This is a genomic window from Proluteimonas luteida (assembly GCF_021191695.1).
Taxonomy (GTDB): Bacteria; Pseudomonadota; Gammaproteobacteria; order Xanthomonadales; family Xanthomonadaceae; genus Luteimonas; species Luteimonas luteida.
Map to the genome: position 1 here is coordinate 176,099 of NZ_JAIWPT010000001.1, position 25,303 is coordinate 201,401.

Here is a 25,303-nt window from a genome sequence, read left to right on the forward strand (position 1 = left end):
TTGGGTGCATGGTGCGAGGCTTGCCTCCCAGCTCGAACTGGAGGTCAGGTAAGTAGGCGTGCAGCATGTCGAGCAAGTCGTCGTACAACGCTTCGCGGGTGTCCATTGTCCCTAAGATGGCCTCAATAGCGAACGCCGAACGAGAGTTTCCAGCCCTCCACGCGTTTCAACGTATCGTCTTCCTTCCCCTGATCGTAGGAAAGCCGAAGGCTGAAGTGGTCCGTCTTTTCCGGCGAGTAGTTGATGCCGGCACTGAAGCGGATCAGAGGGCCGGGGCCGTCGATGCGCACCAGGTTTTTGTACCGAGCATCCAGACTGAGACGGGACAGGATCACGTTGTCCGACAGCAGCCAGACCGTGGCGGACAGGGCAGGGCCCGAGCGCACGTAGTTGGCGTCATCTTCGGATATCTCGCTCGTGCCTACCTCGAACACCTTGCCGACTTCGGTCAAAAGCCTGGCATCCAGCTTCCAGGCGAAGCTGCGGTACTCCCTGGAGCCTCCGAATGGAAGTTGATCGATGTTCAGAAGGAAACCTGGTGCCCACGCGGCTTTCAGTACAGCGAACTCGGCGTCCGTGGATCTGTCGATGGCGTAGTGTGGCGCGATGCTGATCTCGTCGAGGGACTCGAAAACGCGACCGTAAACGAACCCGGCGCCCCACTTCTTAGTGTCCGCATCGGTGTCGGCGTCCTCACCCGATACGCGCTTGTGTCGAGCTTCGAGGTAGGGGAGAAGCGTGGTTTCCGCACTGCGGGACAGCTCGTACCCGATGACAACGGACACATCGGTCGTGCTGCTGTCGGCTACTTTGTCGTCAACGTAGGACAGCTCTGCCTGTGGCACAGCCGCCAGCAGGGATGGCGTGCCACGCCTGAGCGACAGTCCTTCGACGGTGTTGCTGATCCTGATGCGGTGCGGAGGCTGGGGCAAGTCCGCCGTCACGCTGCGTGGCTTGCATTCGATGCGCGAAAACCGCCTGCGCTCATCGAGCGCACGCACGTATGCGCCGTACTCTGTACTTCCCAGCAGGGGCCTGTCCTTGATGTCACTGGCGGAAGGCTCGGCGACAAGGGTGATGTCGACATGGCGGTCGAGAAAGTTTCGGAGGTTCATTTGGGCAATATCCAGCGTGGCCTGGTCGCCCTTCCCGCAGCGGGTGGCCTCATGCCCTTGCAGTGAACTTGTCCCCCTGCAGTACGTTGGACTGAACAACGCGGCGAGTCGTTCTCCAGCGGTCTCGTTACCATCGCCGTCGGCGTCGAATATTCCGGCCTGCAGCGGCCCCGCGCTGGCGATTGCCTGATACACGAGCGCAACCGGGTCCACGATCGCTGGCTGATCCGCTTCGCCCCTGGGGCAGACCTTGGCCGGATCGATACCCTCGGCCGTCAACGCTGCTGTGGGCATGCAAGCCAGCGCGGCGAGCCCCAGACTGCGGACAATCCTCGTCATGCGACCTCCAGATCGACCTGGAAGCGCGCCCACGCGATCCGAGGCGTGCGGATCTTGTCGAACAAGAGCCGAACGCTATCGGTCAATGGCTTGGAGACCGCGCTGCCGCCATCCCTGACGGAGACAGGGTGCATGGCGTAGCCCATCTCCCCCATGAGCGCGGCGGCCGCACGCAGCGTCGCCGTCCATTTCCTGCCGTCGCAGTCGTACCCGGCGGGCGGGCTCTTACCGGGAACGCGCTGCGTCCAGTCCGACTGCTTGACGTCAACACCGTGCCTGTCGCTGATCGCCTTTCGCAAGGCGCGACGGGCATCCTCGAATTGCACATCTTTCCCGACGCCAGCCATGTTTCCCCCAGGGCCCAAGCGTACTTACTCCGTCCAACGCAGGCGCAGATGGGGATCGGCCATCCCGTGCCCGTCTCCTTCATGCCAAAAAAAGCACCCCGCGACAAGCGTCGCGGGGCAAGGGGTCAGGCGGCCCTCTGGCTGGCGTCGGCATCCATGCCCGCGCTGCCCGCCTCATCCTTGGTCAGGTCCAGCGCATCCATCAGCTCGCGCTGGCGAGCCAGCAGATCGTGCAGCCGCACTTCTTGCTCGAACGGGCGTGACAGCTCCAGCTTCAAGTCTTCCAACCGTTTGCGACGGCTTGCCAACAAGTCGACGGCGTCGGCGTGTTCCTCCTCCACCGACGCCAATGCCGCCAACAGCGCCGAGACCAGGCCGGGACCTGTCTGGTAACGCTCGGCCTCGTACACGCAGTGCCCGCTCAGGTACAGACGCGGGACCTCGGCGTGGCGGTTGCCGCGGATGCCGAGGTCCAGGCCCCCGAAGCGTCCGAGGGTGCGTTCGACCGCCAGCCGCGTCTTGCGGATCTCCTCCCACGTCGCCTTGACGATCCCGCGCAGGGTGTCCCCCCCGAGATCGGCGCCGCGCACGCGCCTGCCGCCGAGCTCGACCGCGAAGTCCTCCATGGACTGCGGCTCGCGCTGCGCCAGGTCCTGTGCCAACTTTCCGACGCGTGCCTCCTGCGCCTCGATCAGCATCGGCAGCCGACCGACCTCGCTCTCGTTGGCGTAGCGCTGGTTGCGCCACACCGAGTACAGGGTCGAGAGCTTGGCGACCTCGGCGTCCACGCCGGCCTTCTCGATCACCATCGGGTTGCCCGATGCCAGGGCCTTGACCTCGGCGTACGACAGCGTCGCCAGTTCCACGTCCTCCAGCGAGCGGATGCCCTTGTCGCCCCGCATGACCTGGGCAATGAAGCGCGCCTTGGTCTCCAGGGTCTGCCAGAGGTAGGCATCGAAGCTTCCTTCGGTGACGTAGCGGAAGATCTCCACCTCGTCGTGCTCGTTGCCCTGGCGCAGGATGCGGCCCTCGCGCTGCTCCACGTCACACGGCCGCCAGGGGGCGTCCAGATGGTGCAGCGCCACCAGCCGCGTCTGCACGTTGGTGCCCACGCCCATCTTCGCGGTGGAGCCCAGCAGCACGCGCACGCGTCCTTCGCGGACGGCCTTGAACAGCTTGGCCTTCTGCACGTCCGTCGCCGCGTCGTGGACGAAGGCGATCTCCTGCTCGGGGATGCCCGCGTCGATCAGGCGCTGGCGCAGGTCGTCGTAGACGCTGAAGCGCTTGCCCGCATTCGGGGATGACAGGTCGCAGAACACCATCTGCGCGCTGCGCGTTGCCGCGGTGCGCGTCCAGATGTCCACGATCTCCCGCAGGCAGGCGGCGACTTTTCCGCCCTCGTCGAAGCGTGCCTCCGGCGCAACCAGGCGGAAGTCCAGCGCCGCCTTGCGACCGTCCGTGGTGATCGCCAGCATGTTGTCGTCGTGCGGCTTGACGTTGCCGTTGCGCACAGCCTCGGCACGCTCGACGAGGGTCTTGACCAACGCCTTGAGCGCCGCGCTGGGAGGGCAAGCGATGATTCGCGCCTTGCCTCCACGCAGCTTCGGCACTGGCAGGTCCAGCATCTCGGCAGTGCGGATGTCCGCGACCTCGCCGAAGATCGACATCAACTCCGGTACGTTGATAAAGCGAGCGAACCGCGTGTGCATGCGGTAGCCGCTGCCGTCCGGTGCGATCTCCAGCGCGGTGACGCTTTCGCCGAAGGTGGCGGCCCAGGCGTCGAATTGTTCCAGGCCCAGTTCCCGCAACCGGTTCGGCTGCAGGTAGCGCATCATCGTGTGGACCTCGGCCATCGTGTTGGCCACCGGCGTCGCAGTGGCGAACACCACGCCGCGCTGGCGGCCGCCGTGCAGCCGCATCGTGTAGCGGGTCTTCAGGAACAGGTCGAAGGCCCGTTCCGAATTGCTCAGGGGCAATCCCGCCACCCGGGTCATCTTGGTGAACCGGTACAGGTTCTTGTGCAGGTGGGCCTCGTCCACGAACAGCGTGTCGATGCCCAGCTGCTCCCAGGTCAGCAGGTCGTCCTTCTTCTTGTCGGCCAGCAGCCGCTCCAGGCGGGCCGCCCAGTTCTTCTTCATCGCCTCCAGGTGCTTGACGATCCGGTTGCCGCGGTCGTTGCTCTTCTCGGCACGGATGGTCAGCTCGATGTCGCGGACGATCTCCTTGATGAACTCCTCTGTGAAATCGGGCGAGAGCTTGATGCGCTCGAAACTGGAATGGGTGACGACCACCGCGTCCCAGTCGCCGGTGGCGATGCGTGCCACCAGCTCGCGCCGCTTGTCGCCGGCCAGGTCGTCCTTGCCGGCCATCAGCACCGAGGCGTTGGGGTACAGGCGCACGAACTCGGCCGTGTACTGTTCGAGCATGTGGTTCGGGACCACATGGCAGGGCTTGTTGGCGAATCCCAGCCGCCGCAATTCCATGCTGGCGGCCACGCACACCGCGGTCTTGCCGGCGCCGACGGCATGGAACAGGCCGGTGTTGCCGGACTGCACCACGCGCCAGATGGCGTCCTTCTGATGGGCGTGCAACTCGAAGCAGTGCGAGAACCCCGGCAGCTTCAGGTGCGAGCCGTCGTAGCTGCGCGGCCGCGTCGCGTTGAAGGTGTCGTTGTAGATCCGGCACAGCGCCTCGCGGCGATGCGTGTCGGAGAACACCCACGCGGCGAAGCGTTCCTTGATCAGCCCGAGCTTCTCGCGCGCGGCCAGTGTCTGCGCCGAATTGATGAAGTACCGGTCCGTCACCGGATCGCGGTCGCGGACCGTCGGCACCTGCACGTTGAGCGCGCACTGGACCAGCTCGAGCGCGTTCATGCGCTCGGTGCCGAACTCCTGCGTCACTTTCAGGTTCTGCCGGGCCTTCCATTCCGGGTAGGTCACCGACCAGGCACCGGCCTCGGCCGAATAGCCGACTTCGCAGTCTTCCAGTTCCAGCACTTCGCGGATGAAGCCCTCGACGTCCCGGGCCGGGATCCAGACGGCGCCCAGTCGCGGCTCGATCGCGCCCGGCGGCAGGTCTTCCGGCTGCACGGCCTCCAGCGCGCCGAGGTTGCGGTTGAACCGCGGCCCGGCCAGCGCCGCCTGCTGCAGCTTCTTGCGCACGTCCCCCGACAGGTACTCGTCGGCCGGCTGCCAGGCGTCCTCCAGGGGATCGAGGAAGATGTGCCCGCCGGCCGACAGTGCCTCCAGCACCTCGGCCTCCGGCGCGCCGAGCAGGCCCGCCATGTACGCCGGATCGACGCGACCGCGCCACTGCATCGACGCGGCCAGCGCCTCGGTGGGCTCGGCCGCTTCGGACGGTTCCACCACGCGTGACAACGTGCGCCGGGAGAACAGCGCCGCCTTGTGCGCCTTGCCCGATTCCTCGTCGTAGTGCTCCAGCGACAGCAGCAGCGGGTAGTCCGGGGCGCGCCGGAACGCGAGCGCGTTGGCGCGGCTGCTCAGGCATCCGTGCCGGGCGACGAAACGGTCGTACACCCCGTTGAGCAGGGTCCGCAACCGGGCCAACGCATCGTCGTCCTGGTCGGACATCTGCGCGTCGAGCAGGGCGCGGGCGTGCTCGCGGATCGCGCACATCCCGGTGATGCGGGCGCGTGCGGTCGCGTTGAGCTGGCCGTCGACGTTGACCAACGCGCCGTTCTCGACGCGGTGGACCTGTCCCTGACGCACCTGATAGCTGCCCGGGCGGTCTCCGGCCTCGGCCGGTGCCGGCTCCAGACGCAGCGGCACCACCGTTGCCTTTGCCGGCGTGTAGACATCGCGGGGCAGCAGGGCGATGCGCTCGGGCAGTTCGGCGACGAGGTCGCCGTCGAACACCGCCGTGGGCACTTCCTCGTAGCCGTTGCTCTCGTTGCGGATGCGGCCGATGCAGTACTGCGGGTGATCGGCATACCACCGGTTGATCTGCTGGTACCCGTGCAGGCCCCAGTCGCGCAGCGACTGCGGCACCTGCGCCTTCTCGGACCACGTGTCGTCGAGATCTTCAGCGCCGTCCCGCCTGCGCAGGAACAGGATGTCCGTCTGCACCTGCGTGCCGGCCATCCGCGAGAACGCGCCTTGCGGCAGGCGGATCGCGCCAAGCAGTGCCGCCTGGCTGCCGAGGTACCTGCGCACGCGTGCGTCGTTCGCCTCCAGCGTGTGGCTGCTGGTGATCAGGCAGACCAGGCCGCCCGGCCGTACCACGTCCAGGGCGCGGCCGAGGAACCAGTTGTGGATGCTGTAGCCCGCGTAGGGGCGGTTGCTCAGGTCGGCGACGGTGTAGTGGCCGAAGGGCACGTTGCCGACGACCAGGTCGTACCAGCCGTCGGGGACGGTCGCTTTCTCGAACGGCGCGATCCGCACGTCCACGCCGTGCTGGCCGTAGAGCGCTTGCAGCATCCGTCCGGACAGCCGGTCCAGTTCGACGGCCGTGGTCCGGCTGCGCGCGGCGATGGCGTCCGGCATCGCGCCGATGAAGTGGCCGATGCCCGCCGCCGGTTCCAGGATGCGTCCGCCACGGAACCCGAAGCCCTCGATCGCCTGCCAGATGGCATGAACGATGTGCAGGTCCGTGTAGTGGCTGTTGTTGACGGAGGCGCGTGCGGCCTCGTAGTCCTCGGCGGCGAGCCGCTCCTGCAACTGCGCGGCGCGTGCGGTCCAGGCCGCATCGTTGCCTTCGAGGTTGAAGGCCGCCGGGATGCCGCCCCAACCGGTGTAGCGCAGCAGGACCGCGCGTTCCTCCGCCCGCGGTGGACGGTCTTCCGCGTCCAGGCGCGCCAGCGTCTCGATCGCCGCGACGTTGGCTGCGAACTTGGAAACCGCGCCAGCGGGAACGTCCAGTGCGGTCAGCGGCGTCCACGACGTGGGCGCAGGCGCGGAGTTCGCCGTGGTGGTGCTGCGCCAACTCGGGCGCGGCGCCGCCGGTGCGGGTTGCGTGATTTCGGCCGGGGTTTCGATGGCCGGCGCTGGTTGCGGCGCGACGGCCTGCGCGAGGGGCGCCGGCGGTACAGGAGGTGGCGGCTCGGGTGAGGGTGGGGCGGGCTGGTCGGGATCGAATCCCGGCAGCCAGAGCGAGTGCGAAGGGATGGGCTTGGCCATCGTGCATGTCTCCGTGGCAAGCGGGGACACACGCGCCCGGCAGGGGAGGTGTTCCCCTGTGGGATGGAAGTGGTGGGTTGCGGCGCGGTCCGCGCACCCCGAAAGCGGGGTGAACGGAACCGGTGGCGGGTCGTTCGGCCCAGAACGGGGCCGGCGCGTCATCGCGCGAGGCATGGCCGCGCGGAGGCGGACATCGAGGCGGTGGGCGGGTGTCGACCGCGACGCCTGGCTCGGCCAGGACGGCTCGTTGACGAGCATGACGCGCGTCCAACGTAGCAACGTCCTGGCGGCAGCCGGACACGGTCGGTCCAGGCGCCTGCGCAACCGGCGCGCAAGCGTGGCTGCCTGCGCGTGGCCGCGAGGCGGACCCCGGCACCGCCCGGCGGTCGCTGCAGTCCTGCGGGTCGCGGGCCGGCGGGGAGGGGGCGTGTTTTGTATGCTGTGCCCGGCTTGGCGCTGAGGTCAGGACGAGCCGGCGCCGCGCGGGGGAGCTATCCCCTTGATGGTGGCGCCCCGGCGCCGCGCCGCGGCCCGCGCCGTCACCGAGACATCCGGGGGGATCCGGTCGAGGCCGTCGCAACCCATGCGAGCGGCCCGCGCCGCCGCCGCGGCTCCGCCGCGCGGCGAGCGAAGCGTCTTGCGCGCCCCTGCGCGCAGGCATCTGCCGTCGCGTGCCCCCTGCCGCCATATCCGCCGGCGCGTGGGTCGCCACGCCTGCGGGCAGCCTTCAAACCGCACCGCGGTCGCGCTGTCGCGTGCCTTGCCGTCGCCGCCACCCCGGCTGCCCTTCGGCGGCAAGGACGTGCGCGCGCGGCGCGCGGGCCTGACGCCGAAATCCCCACGGTTCCGTGGCGGTTTCGCGTGGTCGCGGGCCGCGGGCTGAGAAGGATGAATGGACGAGACAGGAAGGAACCGCATGGCCTCCGTCGAACGACCAACGCAGACATCGGCGGAGCGATCCGTGGCCATGCTGCGCGCCGTCCTGGACGGCGGGACCTACGCGCGGGTCGGCCAGGCCCACGGCGTCACCCGTACTGCAGTCGAGCGTCGGATCAAGGAACTGGTGCGATCGGTCAGCCAGAGCGTCGGCATCGACGGACTGAGCGACGGCGGGATCGCCTTCGTCAGCCGCCTGCGCTCCAACCGCGAGGCGATCCTGCTGGCGCTCGGGGACTTCGACCTCGACCAGGCCATCCGCCCGCGGGCCGACAAACCGATACGCACCTACAGCACCGAGGAAGTCGTAGCCGCTGCCGGGCGGGTCAGGGCCTACAGCCGCCAGCCGCTGCGGGACGTGGCCCTGTTCCTGGTGCTGTTCGCCACCGGCGCCCGGCCGCTCGAAATCGCGCGGCTACGGGTCCGCGATTTCCTGCACGCCGACGGCAGCGTGCGCGAAGCCTCGGAACTGCCCGCTGCGGCGGCGATCAGCGGGGTGCCGCGCCCGCTGTACTTCAGGAGCACGCGGCTCAACACCGTCTTGCTGCAGTACCTGGGCGAACGGGCGACTGGCGGCGCGCGCGCGAGTACGGGTACCTACCTCGGCCTGGACCCCGATCAGGCCCTGTTCCTGGCGGCCGACGGCGAGGGCTTCGCCATCACCGCCTACGCGCAGGGCCGCCAGCAGCGCTACCTGTGCCGGCCGATCCTGGAGACCTACCGCAAGATCTTCCGCCACGCCGGCCTGCCCGGCGCCTCGCCGCTGGCGGTGCGCGCCACCGTCGCCGCGCGGCTCTACGCGCGCTGCGCCGACGAGCGCCAGGTCGGGCAACTGCTCGGCATCTCCCAGCGCAGCCGCATCCGCCGACTGTTCCCGCGCAGGCGACCGAGCGCGGCGGAGCTGACCGTGGACCTGATCTGATGGCCGAGAAGCGCGACGTCCAGCGCTTCCTGATCGGCGGGCGGGTGTACGCCGCGGACGACGACGCCTTGCAGCAAGCGCTCGCGACGGTCCACGACGCCGGCGATCGCCCGCGTTGCCTGTGCCGCAGCGCCGGCGTGGAGATGTACGTGGCGCTGCACCGCTGGTACGTGGTCAAGCGCATGCCCGACTCGGGCAGCCAGCACCATCCGCGCTGTCCGTCGTACGCGCCCGAACCCGGCCAGTCCGGGCTGGGCGAGTTGGTCGGGGAGGCGGTGCTGGAGACGCAGCCGGGGCAGGTCGAGCTGCGGGTCGATTTCCCGTGGACGCACCTCGCCGCGGGCGGCGCCGCGCGCAAGTCGGCCGACCGCGCGCCCTCCCCGGAGGTCCAGGCGCCGCGCCGGCGCATGAGCCTGCGCGCGGTGACGCACTTCCTGTTCGAGCGCGCCGGCCTCAACCGCTGGGTGCCCGCGATGGCCGGCAAGCGACGGCAGTCGGTGATCCACAAGTACCTGATGGACGCGGCGGTCGACGTCTCGGTGAAGGGCGAGGACCTGGCGCAGCGGCTGTATGTCCCCGAGGCCTTCGACCGGGCCACGTACGCCGACACCGTGCATCGGCGGCGTGAGAAGCTGGCCCTGCTGCACGGCGCGCAGGATCGCCTGCCGCTGGCGCTGCTGCTCGGCGAGCTCAAGACCACCGACGCCCGCGGCGCCAGCGTGCGCGTGTGGATCAAGCACATGCCCGACGTGCCGCTCTGGGTCGACGCCCGCGTCTGGGCCCGGCTCGAGCGCGCCAACGCCGCCCTGTTCGAGGCTAGCGTCGCGGACGTCGGCGCCAGGCCACGCCTGCTGCTGTGCGCGCTGATCCGCGCGCGGCGCGAGCACACCTACGAGATCGATGCCGCGTGCGTGATGCTGACGAGCGAACAGTGGATTCCGGTGGAGGGCGTGCACGAGTTGCCGTTGATCGACGCGCTGGTGCGGCAGCAGAGGCGCTTTTTCAAGCCGCTGCGCTACGACGCGCGTGCGAGTGAGTTCCCTGCGGTTCTGCTGCTGGACACCGGGGCGTCGGCCACGCCGCTATACGTGGCCAGCGAGTTCGCGCCCGAGCGCGAGCAGGCGGCGGCGCGACGGGCCGCGTCGGCGGCCGGCAGCTGGCTTTGGGCAACCCGTACCCCTATGCCGAAGTTTCCGCCTGCCGTGCCCTAAGTGTTCTCTGACACCCTAAGTTCTCCGACATCGCTCCCCATCTCTCGCGCAACGCCTCCCAGCTTGACAAATGATCGTGGGCCACAATTAAATGACCAGCGGTCATTTTCGAGACGGCGACATGGATAACAAGGGCAAATGGGCCTTGGTCACGGGCGCATCCGGCGGACTGGGAGCGGCGTTCGCGGCCCTGCTCGCCGAGCAGGGCCTCAATCTGGTGCTGGCCGCCCGCAATCGGGACAAACTCGATGCACTGGCCGCGGAGCTCCGATCGCGCCACGGTGTCGACGTGGTGAGCCACTCTGTGGATATGACGCTGGCTGGAGCCGCTCCGGAACTCCATCGCGCGATCATGACCCAGGGGATCGCGCTGGATATCCTCGTCAATAATGCCGGACAGGGGTTGCAGGGCGAGTTCCTGGAGCGCCCGATCGAGACAACGGACCGCATGCTGCACCTCAACATCCTGGCCCTCACCGATCTGACCCATGCCGTCGCAGCCGACATGGCGGCGAGAGGTGGCGGCCATATCCTGATGGTGGCCAGCATGACGGCCTTCATGCCCGCCCCCACTTACGCGGCCTACGCCGCCAGTAAAAGCTACGTCCGCATGTTCGGCGAGGCGCTCCATGCCGAACTTCGTCCCAAGAACGTCACGGTCACGGTCCTGTCTCCGGGATTGATGGACACAGGCTTCCTGAGCGCGGCGGGTCAGGTGCCGAGCCAGAGCATGAAGCGATCGATGATCTTGCCGCGGCTGGCTGCCGAAACCGGGCTTCAGGCGCTGTTCGCCGGGCGCCAAAGCGTGATCGCAGGCCGGATGAACCGGCTGGCCGCACTGGTCAGCCGTCTGCTTCCCCGCGGAGTGCAGACACGGCTCATGGCCGACGCGCTGAAATCGTGAGGGAAAAGACCGGATGATGGCGAGACATGCGCTGGGCGAGGACGAAAAGGAAGCGCGCAGGAACCTCATCCTCGCGGCGGCACTCGAGCTGTTTCTGGACGATACCCGCCGGCTTCCTCCGGTTGCGCTCATCGCCGCGAAGGCCGGGCTCGCCAAGGGGACCCTCTACCTCTACTTCGACAGCAAGGAGCAGATCTTCACCAGCCTCCTGTCGCGGGAATGGGACGATCTTTTTTCCGTGGTCACCAACAGTTTCGCACCTGCTGCCGGAGGCGCGGCGGCGCAGGCGGCCACCTTCATCGGCGATTTCGTGACCTTTCTCGAGGGACGTCCTTACTTCCTGCGGCTCGACGCGTTGGGATACGCGTTGCTGGAGGCCAATCTCCCACTGGAGCAATTGCGTCCGTTCAAGCGAACGTTCTCGGATGCGTTGATCCGCGCCGGATCGGTGGTCGATGCCGCCTTGGCGCTGCCGGCCGGCAGGGGTATCGACCTGCTTGTCCGAAGCTATGCACTGACACGCGGCCTGTGGCAGATCGCGGACTATCCGGATCACCTGCGTCGGGATCAAGATCTCTCCGGGCATCCCATCGCCCAACTGGAGTTCGGCCGCGAGATCGGGATGGCGCTGGGGGAATACTGGCGTGGAGCCTTGCCGAACGCGGAGTAGCAGCGACGAATGGCGGTTGAGCATGTGCGCCTGCCGTGCAAGCGTGCGTTGATCGCACCTCGGCTCGCGTCATCCACGCGCGCCTGTCTGCAACTGAGCACAACGGTGAGGCGCGTCCCCTTGCGCCTCCGGACTGGCGCCGCGGATCTGGACCGCCCCCCGTCGGCCGGGCAGCCGGGTCCTTCGCACGGGGATTGGGGGGGAACGGGCCGGCCCGCCAATCCATATGGGGGAAACTGCGCCCAGCAGGCTCCTTGGCAGGAAGCCCTTGCGCCGCGCGCGCGACGGGGGATCGTTCTATCCTGCCGGCCTCAACGCCATGACCGATACCGCACACGACCGCCTGACGCAGTTCCTCGGCGAAAGCCGCGAGGCGCTACTGCGCTACGTGCGCCGCGTGACCCGGTCGCAAGAGTCCGCCGAAGACATCGTGCAGGAGGCCACAGCCCGCACCCTGGCGCAGGGCGACAAGGTCCGCACACCCGAGAACTTCCTCTTCATCACCGCCCGCAATCTCGCCTGGAGCGCCGACCGCGCCCAGCGCACCGCCGACGGCCTCTCGGCGGGTGAGGCCGACGTGCTGGGGGTCGCCGGCGACACGCCGTCTCCCGAGGAGGCGATGCTCGCCCGCGAGGCCGCCACCCTGCTGCGGCAGGCGATCGCGCGGCTTCCGCCCCAATGCCGGGCGGCGTTCTCCCTGCGCGTCTTCCATGCCTACTCCTACAAGGAGATCGCCGAGCAGCTCGGCATCTCCTCCAAGACCGTCGAGAAGCACGTCACGCGCGGGTTGCGCGATACGCATGTCTTCCTGAGACGGCGCTACCAACTGCTGGACGGAGACGCAGGCCATGAGTGACATCCATCGTCTTCCCCGCGTCGAGGACGTCGAATGGCAAGCGGCTGCCTGGATCGAGCGGCTACAGGCCGACGACGTGACGGACGCGGACCGCGCCCGCTGCCTGGCCTGGCGCCGTGCGCACCGACGCCACGACCGCGTCTTCCAGGACATGCTGGCGACCTACCAGTTGCTCGCCGCCGCTGGCCCGTCGGTGCGCGCCACGTCGTTCGGCATCGCCATGCACGCGGCCACCCAGCGTCGCCTGCACAGGTGGCGCGGCTGGACGGCCGTTGCCGCGGTGGTGGTCTTGCTGTTGGTGCCGATGTCCAGCGGCTGGCAGGCCTGGGTGTCGCCGCGGTTCGAGACCGCCATCGGCGAGCGGGAAGTGGTGATGCTGCCCGATGGCAGCAGCATGGAGCTCAACAGCGCCAGCGCCGCGCGCGTGTCCTACGGAGACGACGGCCGGGTGATCCGGCTCACCCGCGGCGAGGCGTACTTCTCTGTCGTCCACGATCCGCAACGCCCCTTCTGGGTGGTGGCCGGCGATACCTGGGTACGTGCCGTGGGCACCGCGTTCAACGTCAATCGCCGGGCCGGCGGCGACGTGCGGGTGACGGTGAGCGAGGGCAAGGTGAAAGTGGTCGCCATGCCGCGTGGCGGTGCCGCACCGTCGGACCGCGCGCTCGCGCAACTGCCGGCGTCGCTTCTGGCAGCCGGTGCACAGGCCGACCTGCGTCCCGGCCATACCGAAGTGCGCGCGCTTCCCTTGCCGCAGCTGACGCGCGAGGTGTCCTGGCGTACGGGCACCATCCACTTCGAGAACCGTCCGCTGCGCGAAGTGGCCGAGGACCTGGGCCGCTATACGCCGCTGCGGATCGAACTGAGCGACCGCGCGCGCGAGCTACTGGTCGGCGGAAGCTTCCAGACCAACCCGCAGGGCGTCGAGGCGCTGCTCACCGCGTTGCACGACGGATTTGGCCTCCAGGTACGGCGCGAGGGAGAACGCAACGTGTACGTCGAGTAGCGCCGGTGGGCGCGCGCGAATGCACACGGTGCTGCCGTCTTGCCTCTAAACCGGACCGGGCAGGGCGGCTTCTGGCAGCGACCGCGGACGAGGCTGCGTGCCTCATATCGCCCGGATCGGCGTATGAGCGCAGACGTTCCCAAGCGTGTCGTTCAGGACCGCGCGACCCGCCTGCACCCAGCAGTGAGCGGAAAATGGCTCCGCCGTCACGCCGAAGACGAGCGTCGCGTGCAAGCGGCGCTTCGCCAGAAACCGGGTGAGCGACAGCGAATCGAGCAGGCAGCGGGTTTCGATCGGCACATATGGCCGCACGCGCCGGAACTGCGCGGCGGCCTCCAGGAACTGCTGGTCGGCAGGTGCGCCCGCGGGCGTCTGCAAGGTACTCGTCTCGCGGTACGAGGACAGCGTGTCGAGGGTCCGCTTCAGGCCGCGCCGCTTCAGCTGCAGCTGCGTCGCCAGCACGATCCGGAACACGTCCACTGCTGCGAGCATCGGCAACGGCACCGGCGGGGCGGTGCTTGTCTGCTCGACGGCGCTGCAGACCGGGCGCTCGATGGGCGGCGCCACGTGACCGCCGGCTGTGCCTTGCGCGTCGACGAGGATGTCGCGGTCCACCAGCGCAGCCACGTCGCTGTCCGTCGCGCCTTCCCCGTCACGATGTGCGACGAAGGTGCGTTCGAGCGCAGGCGGAAGCCGGAAGTAACGATCGTTCAGGACGTCCAGGAACACCAGGTGTCCGTCGATCTCGCAGTAGGACAGGTCGTCGTGCAGGCGGTACGGCATCGTCGTGGTCCCCGTGCAGGAGGCGCAGCGCTCCTCCAGGGCCGTCCCTCGCCGGGAGCACCTGGCCGAAACCGGGTCCCCGCCGGAACCGCCATGCCGCGACGATCGAAGCCCGCGAGCGCAGACCGACGATGGCACAAATCCGACCTGGTTGCCAGGCGACCGAAAGGCAGCCCTCGCTCGCAGCGTGCAGGTCGAACAGAGCATCTGCAGGCCTTCACCACGTGGTATTCGGTCGCTTGCACAACGGGCCGGCCGACACACCATCGTGGCTGTGCGTTGCTGGATCTGGTCGGTACGGCCTTCGCGTCTGCCGCCGGCCTCGGGCCACGAATCCGGTGAACGCGAGACGTCGAATGGTGGACGCAGCGAATGGGCCAGGAATATCGGACTGGGGGAAACCGGCTTGCCTGGACTCCTTGTCACCGTCCGGTCACATGACGACCGCGGACACCCACCCGAACGGGACCCCGACATGACGCGAGCGACGATCCTCCGCAAGACTCTGTACACCGCCATCATCGGCGCGTTGGCTGGCGGCGCATTGCCGATGCATGCCTCGGCGCAGGAGCGTGGTGCCGCGCCGGTGCAGGCGCCGGCGCCCGTTCGGTTCGACATTCCCGCCCAGCCGATGCCGGCGGCCCTACAGGCCTTTTCCGACCAGTCCGGCATGCAGCTGCTTTACCGTGCCGAGGCCGTGGGCAGCATGATGTCGCCGGCAGTGAAGGGCACGCTGGACAGGCGGGAGGCCCTGCAGCAGATGCTGGCGGGGACCGGGCTCGAGGTGGTCTACAGCAACGGCGACGTCGCGACGGTTCGGCCGCGAACGGTTGCGCCCACGCGCGAAAATGGTGGAGCAGCGCAGTCAGACCGCGGCGCGAGCCTCGACGGACAGAACGATCTGGAGGACGACAGGCGACAGGCACCGCCGACCCCGGGTCGCCGGAACGTCGTGATCGGCGAGGTCGTCGTCACGGGCACGCGAATCCGGGGTGGGGAAACGCCGTCGCCAGTCATCACGATCGGGGCCGAGAATATTAGGGAGGAAGGTTTTACCGATCTGGGTGAAGTGATTCGCAGCGTGCCGCAGAACTTCAATGGGGGCCAGAATCCCGGCGTCGCTGCGGGCGCGGCTACGGGCGCTGCCGGCCTGGCGAACCAGAACATCACCGGCGGATCCAGCTTAAACCTCCGCGGCCTCGGCCCGGATGCGACGCTGACGCTACTCAATGGGCGTCGCATGGCCTACGGCGGCTTCACACAAACGGTGGACATTAGCGCGATCCCAGTGGAGGCGGTGGACCGGGTTGAGATCGTGGCCGATGGCTCGTCTGCGATCTACGGCTCCGATGCTGTGGGCGGTGTGGGCAATGTGATCCTCAAGCGCGACTTCGAGGGACTGTCCTTGGGCGCGCGCTACGGCGCGGCGAGCGATGGCGGCATGGTCACCAACGAGTACAACGCGACAGCGGGCGCGAATTGGTTAGGTGGCGGCCTGCTCGCGACGTACAAGTACTCTTCTGTCAAGCCCATCTACGCTGCCAATCGCGATTACACCGACCATCTTTTGGAGCCGACCACGATCTATCCTGGCAGCCACGTGCGTAGCGGGCTGGTCAGCGCCTACCAAGCGATCGGCCAGCTTGCGGAACTGCGAATCGACGCGCTGCGTACTGAACGTGATCAACGCTTCGACTACTGGCATACGAACATCGCTCACTTCTACTCGCGCATTTTGCCCGAGACAACCACCTCGCTGGTAGCGCCCTCAGTAGAAATAGCGTTGCCTAACGATTGGACACTCTCAATCGGCGGCGCCTGGGGCAAGGATGAGCACATTTGGCGCATGTTCGACGTGTCTACCAGTAGCGCTCAATTGACGTCACGTCTAAATGAGTGTTGGTGCAACGAGACGCGATCCTATGAGCTGGGGGGAGAGGGCCCGCTGTTTAGGTTGCCCGGGGGCGATGCGCGGCTGGCCGTCGGTGCTGGGCATAGAGCGAATGACTACTGGCAATTCAACTACGTGACAGATGTGCTTGCGGTCGAGGGTGACGAAAGCAGCCGGTTCGCCTACGCGGAGCTCCATCTGCCTTTGTCCGGGCCGGCCAATCCGACCTCCGGACTGCACAGGCTTGCGTTAACGGCTGCGGTGAGAGGCGAGGACTACGATACGTTCGGTAGCGTCGTCACACCAAAGCTCGGGCTGGTTTATGGCCCCAGCGCTGATGTCACGATGAAGGCGTCCTGGGGCCGCTCATTCAAGGCGCCCACGCTCTATCAGCGCTACAGCATCAATCGGGCAGTCCTGGTTCCACCAGTTAGCTACGGTGGCGTCGGCTATCCCGCCGATGCAATGCTACTGACGCTCAGCAGCGGAAACAGGGACCTCGACCCCGAGCGTGCACGCACATGGGCGATGTCGTTCGCATTGCATCCCCGGTCGGTGCCCGGGCTGGAAGCAGAACTGACGTGGTTTGGCATCGACTACACCGATCGAGTTGTCCAGCCCATCACCAACTATGGTGCAGCGCTGAGCACCCCCGCGTATGCCCAGTTCATCGAATTCTCGCCGTCAACAGAACGGCTGGCGGAGGTGATTGCCGACGCCGATGAGTTTCATCTCTTTCAAGGGATTCCGTACGTTCCTGAGAACGTCGTCGCGATCATGGATGCGCGGTACGTCAACGTTAGCAGGCAGCGGATCAAGGGTCTGGATCTGACGGGATCGTACCGGGTCGACCTTGGCGCAGGTCGCCTCACCATTCGCGGGTCTGCCAGTTGGCTGGACAGCACCCAGCAGAACAGCAGCGAGCAGCCGTGGTATGACGTGGCCGGCACCCTCTACAACCCAGCCAAGCTTCAGGCGCGTACGGGTGGGGTGTGGACACAAGGCCAATTCACCGCCTCGCTGTTCGCCAACTATACCAGCGGCGTCAATAACACCGCCCGAGACGAGAAGACGGATTCGTTCACAACGTTCGATGCGGCCGTGCGTCATGCCGTGAGCCGCAGCGATAGCGCTTGGCCAGGTTGGGAGATCGCCTTTTCCGCCCATAACCTGCTGAATCGCAAGCCGCCCTTTCATAACGTCCCGGTCGGGAACCCGTATTGGGCACCTTACGACTCGACCAACTACTCGGCCATCGGTCGTTTCCTCAGTCTGTCGGTCGCCGTACGTTGGTAGTGCGTGGGTGCGTAGTGCACCTCCCCGAAAATCCAGTAGAAGCCTAGCCGCTTCCGTCGGGTGCACGCGAGTGCGCCTGCGAACCAGATGAGCCCGTCATGCTCGCAACGTGCATTACCAGAACGTCTCTCCTCGCCTGTTTTGCCTTGGCTTGGTCGTACAGTCCTGCTTATGGTCAGACGATTTCCCCCCGGCAACTGGTCGAGATCTCCGACTTCAATGCGCCGGTGATCTCACCTGATGGCCGATTCGTAACCTTCCGGCTCGAAGTGCCTTCAGTCGAACGCAATCGGTACGACACGGCATGGTACGTGCAAGCCATGGATGGGACGTCTCCGCCACTGCGCGTGGCTGATGGCGGTGTTCCTCTACGTAACTCCGCTGGTTCCGTTATGTCCGCCCCAGCTGTCTGGTCACCCGACAGTCGATGGATCTACTACCGTGCCATGATCGATGACCGAATCGACGTTTGGCGTGCAGCCGTCAATGGCTCCCGGGCGGAGCCGCTGTCCCTGGATTCCGCCGACGTACGTGATTTTGTACTTAGTGCCGACGGCAAGGTTCTGAAGTACAGCATTGGGGCCTCGCGCGAAGAGGTTGTTGCTGCGGAGGAAGCGGAGTACCTGAGTGGAATTCTGGTCGACGAGCGTACCCCTGTTGCGATGGGCCTGTTCCGCTCGGCGTCGTTTGGCGGACGTCTCGCCACGCAGCGTTACACCGGAGACATCTTATGGGATTGGACGTTCGTCCTGTCGGATCGAACAGATAAATGGAAACAAATCGAGCTCGCATCTCTTGAAATCACGGATCTATCAGTTTCCCAGTATCCGCCCAGAACATTGACACCTGCCGATTTAGTTAATCTAGTGCCGGCGCCATCAGTGATATCGGTGGACTCGCGCAGTGGCCGTATTGCGCTATTGACCGAGGCCGAGGGAGATGATCGGTTCAGTCGAGGCAGAATGAGTCTGAGCATGCTGACAGATGCCCGCTCTCGCGAGCCGGAGCGGTGCTTCGCAGACGCTTGTGTCAATCAGCTGATCGGTGCAGTTCATTGGCGACCGAATAGTGATGATGTGGTGTTCTCGGTGAGCAACCCGAGCAAAGGATTCGCGCAGTCAATCTATCGATGGAATGTTCGTACCGGTGAGGTGCAAGAGGTCGTCCATGGCGAAGGCGTGCTGGGCGGCGGGCGTTTCCGGCACATGCCGTGTGGCATGTCAGCGCAGTCGCTGGCTTGCGTCGCGGAGGAGGCGGGCCGGGCGCCACGATTGGAACGCATCGACATCGATTCTGGCTATAGAACCGTACTGTTCGAGCCGAACAAATCACTCGATGCGCAGATGGCTATCCTCACTCCAAGGTTGCTTCGCTGGTCTGATGAGGAGGGGCAGGAATTCACAGGCTACCTGTTTCCAGCGATCACTTCTGACGGTGCTCCACCACCGTTATTCGTGAACTTCTATCGATGCCCCGGATTTATGCGCGGCGGAATCGGGGATCAATGGCCGTTTGCCTCTCTGGCGAGTCATGGGATATCTGCGTTATGCATCGATGCATCCTCGCACCAGTGGGATGCGGTAACTCGCTACGATGAAGGGATTTCGGCAGTACAAAGCGTAGTGAAGTTGCTGGCATCAACCGGCCAGGTCGATCCCTCGCGTGTCGGAATGGGCGGGCTAAGTTTCGGCAACGAGGTCGCGCTATGGGTTGCCGCAAACACGGACCTCCTCCGCGCCTTATCCGTCAGTGCCCCCGCAGTGACTCCGCTGTACTATCTAATGAGCAGTTTGAAGGGTGACGATTTCCTGGCGAACATGCGTCGCAACTGGCAGCTCGGTGCGCCGGATGAGACCCCGGAGCATTGGCAGCGCTTGTCTCCGGCTTTCCATATCGACAAATTCGACGTGCCGATTCTCTTCCAGATGCCGGAACAGGAGTATCCGTACACATTGGATTACACCATCCCATTGATTCGTGCGCGGCGGGCCGAGATGCACGTGTTCCCCCATGAGCCACATGTGATCTTCCATCCGAGGCATAAGCTTGCTGCGAACGAACGGAACTTGGACTGGTTTCGCTTCTGGTTGCAGGGCGCGGTAGATGAGGACCCCCGGAAATCTAAGCAGTACGAGCGCTGGCGGCAACTGGACGGCGGGAAGGAATGATGGATAAGCGCCTCCGATGCTGGAGGCGTCGACTAGCGTTGATGGCGCACCCAATTTTCGATCATGCACAGGTCAATGACTCGCATGAACGTGTTGTCCCGGTAGGCAGGTGAGTCTAGAAACGCAGCTAGGGTCGATCCATCCAGTAAGCCGCGGGCTTGGAGTTCTCCAGAAAGGAGGAATTCTCGCATGCTCACTCTGTTTCTCTGAAACATCGAGCCGCAGTACTGCAGGAAGTTGCCCTTGCTTCGCCGGGCATGAACATGGGGAGGCAAGACGTCGGCAAACGCCGCTCTTGCAACCGAGCGATTCTGGCCACCAATGATCGACATCCAACTCGGAACACGTAGTGTCGACTCAACTACGGGCTGGGAAAGCAAGGGTAGCCGGAGACATCGGCGCTCACTGCGCGGTGCAGTATCTCTGAACACTTGCGTTACAGCTAGGCTTGCGATGCGCTCGCGATCCCCGGGGAGCGCGGCGGATGCGTCGGCGAGCCAAGGGTGTGTTTCCAGCACAACCGAGCCAGCTTTGCGCTGATCCAAGAATGAAGAGTCCGGTCTCCATGGCGATTTCGGAGCTCGAATCAGCTTCTTGAGCATCAAACGCGTCGCGGTCCAGTGTGTACAGCCATGCAGCTCGGACAAATCTCTAATGGCGCTGATACCCGCGCATAGGCCGCGTTCTCGTAGGGCGTCCACGGCGGGCGCGGCATTTCCAAGGTACCCGAACACCGTGTCGCCACCACCTCCCGAGTAGTATGCAGCTGTATCCTGTTCAACGCCGACTCGCTCAATCGCCTGGTTGATCGCATACTGGAGCGCATTGATTCGTGGCCTCACCAAGTGAGTAGGTGGAAGAAACTCGAATCGCGCGTCGTTGAACTCCATCGGTGCATGATGTAGAGCAACTCCCAGGTCGGCAGCTGCTTGAGCCGCATACTCTCGTTCGTCGGCACCGGGTACTGGAGTAAGTAGCGTGCTGCAAGTCACGCGGGCCGATGTGTCTTGCAGGCAGGCCGTGACGATTGACGAATCGAGGCCGCCAGAGAGTTCCACAAGGATCTTTCGATCCACATTGGCCCAAGCACGTACCGAGGTGCGGACAGACTGGCGCACGTCCTCGGTTGCGTCACGCAGGTTACCGTGTCGAAGATCAGAGTTCACATGCATCCACGGCGACCATTCCGAGATCGTTGTGGTGCCGCTATTGCGGATGTGAAGGGAGCGCCCAGGGAGGAGTTCGGTGATTCCCATGAGTGCGGTGCGCTGTGTGCTTACATGGGGATAGTTAAGACCTAGTGCGATCCCTTCCCAGTCGACTTCCCTCCGGTACAGGCCGAATCCCTCCGGCAACACGGGATCGGAGGTGACGAATCCTGTTCCCGCCTCGAAGGAATAGACGCAACGAACTCCACCCGAAGGGTCGCGAGTGATGCTAGCTTCATAGGCGTCGCCATGACCTACCCAAACGAGGACGTACTCGCCCCAGTAGTTTCCAATCAAGTGCTGCACGCAGGAAGCGTGATCAGAAAAGGTGGGGAAGTGTTTGTCCCCAACAATGCGGTCGCCGTTGTGGTTGAACAAATGACCGAGGACGATTCCGCCCTTCATTCGAATCAAGGGCGTGTCCATACACGCATAGATTCGAGTGCGACCGGCAGCGAGGCGTAATCGGATTTTCAGTTCGGCGAGAGTGGCGTCATCCAGTCCGACTGGAGGTCCAAAAGCCACTGATGCGGGGCTGTCGACTACGACGATGTAGCGATAAGTCATCGGTATCCCCGTGAGCGGCGAGCTGGTTCCATGGATTGGCGAAGGGCGCACCCAAGGCGCGCCCTCCACGCTACCTCCTCACTCCTCGGCGATCTGCCGGACATTGAAGTCGGTCATTCCTTCCGCGAATCCGGGCTGGAGGCCCTTCGTCTCGATGCTGGCGACACCCAGCACGATGACGTCTTCCTGCGATTCACGGCGGAATGTGGTTTCTTTGGTGTTGTCCATGTCGTTCTCCTGCGGTTTGCGTCATGACGGCCATGACAACAGGAGCGTAGGCACTGGAATTTTTGACAATCAAGTGATTTATGTTTTGCAAAGCGTTTGCAAAGCGTTTGCAAAACATGTGGGCGGAACGTGGTGGATGAGACACGCATGCAGAAAGGCTTGCGCGCTCTCCGGATCACTGTGCGAAGAAGGCGGCCGCTTGGTTGAGCGACGCCACGATGCGCGGCACGAGTTGCTTTCGATGCGCGTGGTAGCCGGTCAGAGCATGCCGTAGTGCGCTGAGGTCGCGCGAATGCCAGTGCCGGTACAGCTGCGCGATTTCGTCGAATGGGTGCTCGAGCAATCCTTGCTTCGCATGCCGGGTCGGGGCGAGCCAGTCGTTGGCTTGGCGGACGGCGCGGTACAGGAACGGGTGATCGGTGGAGCGGGCGATCTGCTCGAACAGCCGCCGGGTCAGCAGCACGATGTCGTCGTCCGGTCTGGGTGCATCCAGGGCCATGCGGTCGATCCGGCTGGGATCGGCGCCGAGATCGCAGGCCGCCAGCAGCTGCCGCTCCATCCAGTCGTACAGGTAGCGCAGCACCAGTTCGGTGGGCAGCGGAACGTGGAAGCCCTCGCGTGCGTGGTCCTCGATCAAACCTTCGCCGACGAGGCGGTGCAGGGCGAACCGCACTGGCGTCGAGCTGGTGCGAAACTCGTCGGCCAGCGCCTGCGGATCGATCCGTTCGCCCGGTACGAATCTCCCTGATTGCAGGGCCAGTCGCAGTTCGTCATGCAGGACGACGCTCTTAGAGGGCTTGGTCTTCATCGCGGAACTCCCTGTTGCGCGCGGCAATGGCCAGCTTGGAGAAAAAGGCCCGTCCCGGGACCTTCGCAGATTTCGTTCAACCGAGCAGGCGGGAAATCCGGGACGCGATCACAATACGACGAACGTCGATGCGTCGTCCGCTACGGGTCGCCGCTCTGGCGCGGGACGCCGAGGTCCCGCCTTCGGGTGTGCTTGAGTTCGAGGCCTGCATGAGAACCATTTGTATCGACCAAGGGATGTTCCGGTCCGGGGCGCTGCGGCGGCACGTCGCGGCGCCCGATACGCTGTTCGTGGTGTCCGATGCAGCGCTGATGGAGATGTGCAAGTCTGACGATCATTGGGAGGACACGCTGCGACGGTCGCTCGCGACGCTGTCGGCCGTGCCCGATCGGGTGTTCCTTGCGAAGGGCAATGGCGAGTGCCTGGAGGCGGAGCTGGCGTCGGGGCGTCCGCTCGCGCTGGATGACCTGATCTCGCCGGAGGCGACGCTGTGGGTCCGCGGGCTGCTGCACGAGGTGGCGGAAGGCCGGCGGGGTGCTGGCTTCGCCGGCATGGCCGCCGAGATCGGTGCCGCCAATGCTCAGGCCCGTGCGGGACATCTGGATGACCAGGGCAATCTGGCTGGCCTACAGGCGTTGGTCCCCACGCTCAGGGCGGCGTATTCCGAGTCGTTCCAGAAGCGCCTGCGCGCAGGCAGGGTTGGCGAGGACGAGTACGTGACGCTGGTGGCGCACGGGGCTGCGAGCGTCGTGACCGATGCGTCGTTGGGATTGCCGGAAGGGTGGCTGGCCGGGCTGATCGCGGCGCGGTCCTACCTGGCCCGGTGGCTGTGGCTGCGGGTGGAGGCGGTGACCGAATGGCTGGCCGTCGGTGGCGTGGAGCACGTGGCGGCGCATCGCGTCACCAACTCCGACATCGACCGGCACTACCTGGTGATCGGCTCTTACTGCGACGAGCTGCTGACCCGGGACGGCGCCGTGCAGGACAAGGATCGCAAGCTTCGCGTGGCGTTGGCGCAGGCGGCACCCTGGTGGATCGGGGGCGCATCCGAATAGGGCGCACGCGCGGGGAGGGCGGTCGTCGTACGGGCGCCGCTGAATAGCCGGCAGCGCGACGCTTGCAGCGTGTCCGTAGGGAAGTGCCGGCATCCGGCATCAATGGAAGGGGAAGGCCGCCATTCCGCGGCTGTGCCACGCCGGCATTCCGGAGATCGCGTCGATGACCACATTCGATCCGCAGCCCGCTGCGCTCGCGCCGCGACGCTCTTGCGCGTTGGCGGCGTCCAATGGATGCTGAAAACGTCGCGCTGCTTTTCGCCGCCGACGAGCCGGTGCACGGAGGCCGTTCTCGGACCCGCGACCGGCAGACGGAGCCGAGCATGAACACTCTGGATTCCGACCGGGAGCATGTGCCCGCATCCGCCAGCGAGGGAAAACCGCGCTCGGTCTTCGATACCGTGGTCGTCGACTGTCACAACGAGTTGTCCGAGTACTTTCGCAAGCGGATCGGCCACCGGGACACCGCGGCCGACCTCACGCAGGAAACGTTCTCGCGCATGATGCAATACCGCGATGCGCCCGGGATCGGGGATTACCGGTTGCTGATGTACCGGATCGCCAACAACTTGGTCTACGAGCACCACCGCCGCGGGAAGCGTCGGCGAACGTCCCACCATGTCTCGCTCAGCGATATCGACGTGCTGCCTGCCCGCCAGCCCTCGCTCGAGGCGATCACCGAAGCGAGGCAGACGATCGAACGTCTGGTCACGCACACGCTCCAGGCGTTGCCGCCGCACTATCGGCATGCGTTCCGGCTGAGCCGGATCGACGGGCTGACAGGGCGCGAAGTGGCGGAGCGGATGGGCATTTCGCCCAAGACGGTGGAGAAGTACATCAAGCGCACGCTGGATGCCTGCCGTGCAGCGGTCGGCGATCGGGATGCCTAGGATGAGCAGGGATATGGACAAGGATTCGCATCGCATCGGCGAGCAAGCCGCAGAGTACGTCGCCCGGCGCCCCAAGGAGGCCAGCGACGAGCGCCGGCAGCGCGAGGCATGGTTGTCGGAGGACCCACGCCATGCGCGCGCGTACGACCAGGCGCTGCGGATGGACGACCTGGCCGCCGACCTGCTGGAAGCTCTCGATCGGGACGGGCTGCGCGCCCATGATGAGGCGGCGCTGCGACGTCGGCGTCGACTCCGGCCGGGCTGGATGATGGCCGTGGCGGCGACGCTGACCATCGTGATGGTGTCGGTTGTGTACATCGCGGTCCCGACGTCCGGGCCGACGACGGAGCTGGCCTATGCCACCGCCTTGGGCGAGCGCCGCTCCGAGGCGCTCGAGGACGGCACCCGGTTGGTGCTGAACACCGACTCCGCGTTGCACGCCCGGTACACGCGCGCGCGCCGCGAGGTCGAACTGCAGCGGGGCGAAGCCCAGTTCGATGTGGCGCACGATGCGCGAAGGCCCTTCGTGGTGAAGGTGGCCGGGAGCACGGTGACAGCGCTGGGCACACGCTTCCAGGTGCGGCGGGAGGCGGGCATCGCCACCGTCACCCTGCTGGATGGCAGGGTGGAGGTGGCGCATGGCGGGCAGTTGCGGGAGTTGCGCCCCAACGAACAGGCGCAGTTGTCCGTCGCGGGCATGGTCGTCCAGCCTGTCGACTTGGATCAGGCGAGCGGATGGGTCGAGGGTTGGCTGCACTTCCGCAACGCGCCACTGCGCGAAGTCGTGGACGAGGCCAACCGCTACGCGACGCGCAAGCTACGGCTGGGCGCCCCAGAGCTGGCCGATCTGGAGGTGAGCGCCAGCTTCCACGCGGGCGACAGCGAAACCATCGCCGCCTCAGTGGCGCTGATCCTGCCCGTCCGCGTGGACAACAGCGGTGCGGACATCGTGCTGCTGCCGCGGTAGT

18 protein-coding genes are annotated in these 25,303 nt (G+C 65.9%); 11 read left to right on the forward strand and 7 right to left on the reverse strand.

Features of this window, described 5'->3' with window-relative positions; translation table 11 throughout:
- Positions 1 to 122: 122 nt before the first annotated feature.
- The 3 genes from LDO26_RS00815 to LDO26_RS00825 form a co-directional block, all read right to left on the reverse strand.
- Positions 123 to 1,454: a hypothetical protein gene (locus LDO26_RS00815; RefSeq protein WP_232129169.1), complete on the reverse strand. Its 1,332-nt coding sequence runs from the start codon at positions 1,452 to 1,454 to the stop codon at positions 123 to 125.
- Positions 1,451 to 1,801: a hypothetical protein gene (locus LDO26_RS00820; RefSeq protein WP_232129170.1), complete on the reverse strand. Its 351-nt coding sequence runs from the start codon at positions 1,799 to 1,801 to the stop codon at positions 1,451 to 1,453. Before LDO26_RS00820 ends, LDO26_RS00815 begins: the two co-directional genes overlap by 4 nt.
- A gap of 125 nt (positions 1,802 to 1,926) precedes the next feature.
- Positions 1,927 to 6,936 (reverse strand): helicase-like domain-containing protein, encoded by a 5,010-nt coding sequence (locus LDO26_RS00825; RefSeq protein ID WP_232129171.1) that lies wholly within the window; start codon positions 6,934 to 6,936, stop codon positions 1,927 to 1,929.
- A 967-nt stretch (positions 6,937 to 7,903) separates the two neighbouring features.
- Between LDO26_RS00825 and LDO26_RS00830 the strand changes: the two genes are divergently transcribed.
- From LDO26_RS00830 to LDO26_RS00855, 6 genes are all read left to right on the forward strand, one after another.
- Positions 7,904 to 8,794, forward strand: coding sequence for a site-specific integrase (locus LDO26_RS00830; RefSeq protein WP_232129172.1), 891 nt, complete (start codon positions 7,904 to 7,906; stop codon positions 8,792 to 8,794).
- Positions 8,794 to 10,005: a DUF1173 family protein gene (locus tag LDO26_RS00835; protein ID WP_232129173.1), complete on the forward strand. Its 1,212-nt coding sequence runs from the start codon at positions 8,794 to 8,796 to the stop codon at positions 10,003 to 10,005. Before LDO26_RS00830 ends, LDO26_RS00835 begins: the two co-directional genes overlap by 1 nt.
- Before the next feature lie 121 nt (positions 10,006 to 10,126).
- Positions 10,127 to 10,909: an SDR family NAD(P)-dependent oxidoreductase gene (locus LDO26_RS00840; RefSeq protein ID WP_232129174.1), complete on the forward strand. Its 783-nt coding sequence runs from the start codon at positions 10,127 to 10,129 to the stop codon at positions 10,907 to 10,909.
- 16 nt (positions 10,910 to 10,925) lie between these two features.
- Positions 10,926 to 11,579, forward strand: a complete 654-nt coding sequence (locus tag LDO26_RS00845) for a TetR/AcrR family transcriptional regulator (protein WP_232129175.1) — start codon at positions 10,926 to 10,928, stop codon at positions 11,577 to 11,579.
- Between the two features lie 268 nt (positions 11,580 to 11,847).
- Positions 11,848 to 12,435: an RNA polymerase sigma factor gene (locus LDO26_RS00850; RefSeq protein ID WP_232129176.1), complete on the forward strand. Its 588-nt coding sequence runs from the start codon at positions 11,848 to 11,850 to the stop codon at positions 12,433 to 12,435.
- Positions 12,428 to 13,441, forward strand: coding sequence for a FecR family protein (locus tag LDO26_RS00855; RefSeq protein WP_232129177.1), 1,014 nt, complete (start codon positions 12,428 to 12,430; stop codon positions 13,439 to 13,441). The genes LDO26_RS00850 and LDO26_RS00855 overlap by 8 nt, the downstream gene beginning before the upstream one ends.
- 102 nt (positions 13,442 to 13,543) lie before the next feature.
- Here the strand turns inward: LDO26_RS00855 and LDO26_RS00860 are convergent, their stop codons facing one another.
- Positions 13,544 to 14,224 (reverse strand): lasso peptide biosynthesis B2 protein, encoded by a 681-nt coding sequence (locus LDO26_RS00860; RefSeq protein WP_232129178.1) that lies wholly within the window; start codon positions 14,222 to 14,224, stop codon positions 13,544 to 13,546.
- A 475-nt stretch (positions 14,225 to 14,699) separates the two neighbouring features.
- Here LDO26_RS00860 and LDO26_RS00865 point away from each other — a divergent pair, with 475 nt between their 5' ends.
- On the forward strand, positions 14,700 to 17,411 hold the full coding sequence (locus LDO26_RS00865; RefSeq protein WP_232129179.1) for a TonB-dependent receptor: 2,712 nt from the start codon (positions 14,700 to 14,702) through the stop codon (positions 17,409 to 17,411).
- 98 nt (positions 17,412 to 17,509) lie between these two features.
- Positions 17,510 to 19,579, forward strand: coding sequence for an Atxe2 family lasso peptide isopeptidase (locus LDO26_RS00870; protein WP_232129180.1), 2,070 nt, complete (start codon positions 17,510 to 17,512; stop codon positions 19,577 to 19,579).
- A 32-nt stretch (positions 19,580 to 19,611) separates the two neighbouring features.
- Here LDO26_RS00870 and LDO26_RS00875 read toward each other — a convergent pair whose 3' ends face one another.
- The 3 genes from LDO26_RS00875 to LDO26_RS00885 form a co-directional block, all read right to left on the reverse strand.
- Entirely contained in the window at positions 19,612 to 21,354 is a 1,743-nt protein-coding gene (locus LDO26_RS00875; RefSeq protein WP_232129181.1) for an asparagine synthase-related protein, read from the reverse strand.
- 78 nt (positions 21,355 to 21,432) lie between these two features.
- Positions 21,433 to 21,582 carry a hypothetical protein gene (locus LDO26_RS00880; RefSeq protein WP_232129182.1) on the reverse strand — a complete coding sequence of 50 codons (150 nt, stop codon included), beginning with the start codon at positions 21,580 to 21,582 and terminating at the stop codon, positions 21,433 to 21,435.
- Between the two features lie 175 nt (positions 21,583 to 21,757).
- Positions 21,758 to 22,390 (reverse strand): GntR family transcriptional regulator, encoded by a 633-nt coding sequence (locus LDO26_RS00885; RefSeq protein ID WP_232129183.1) that lies wholly within the window; start codon positions 22,388 to 22,390, stop codon positions 21,758 to 21,760.
- 128 nt (positions 22,391 to 22,518) lie between these two features.
- Between LDO26_RS00885 and LDO26_RS00890 the strand changes: the two genes are divergently transcribed.
- The 3 genes from LDO26_RS00890 to LDO26_RS00900 all read left to right on the forward strand — a co-directional run bounded on the left by LDO26_RS00890 (position 22,519) and on the right by LDO26_RS00900 (position 25,302).
- Positions 22,519 to 23,445 (forward strand): hypothetical protein, encoded by a 927-nt coding sequence (locus LDO26_RS00890; protein WP_232129184.1) that lies wholly within the window; start codon positions 22,519 to 22,521, stop codon positions 23,443 to 23,445.
- A 230-nt stretch (positions 23,446 to 23,675) separates the two neighbouring features.
- Positions 23,676 to 24,335, forward strand: coding sequence for an RNA polymerase sigma factor (locus LDO26_RS00895; RefSeq protein ID WP_232129185.1), 660 nt, complete (start codon positions 23,676 to 23,678; stop codon positions 24,333 to 24,335).
- 1 nt (position 24,336) lies between these two features.
- Entirely contained in the window at positions 24,337 to 25,302 is a 966-nt protein-coding gene (locus LDO26_RS00900) for a FecR family protein (protein WP_232129186.1), read from the forward strand.
- Position 25,303: the final 1 nt, after the last annotated feature.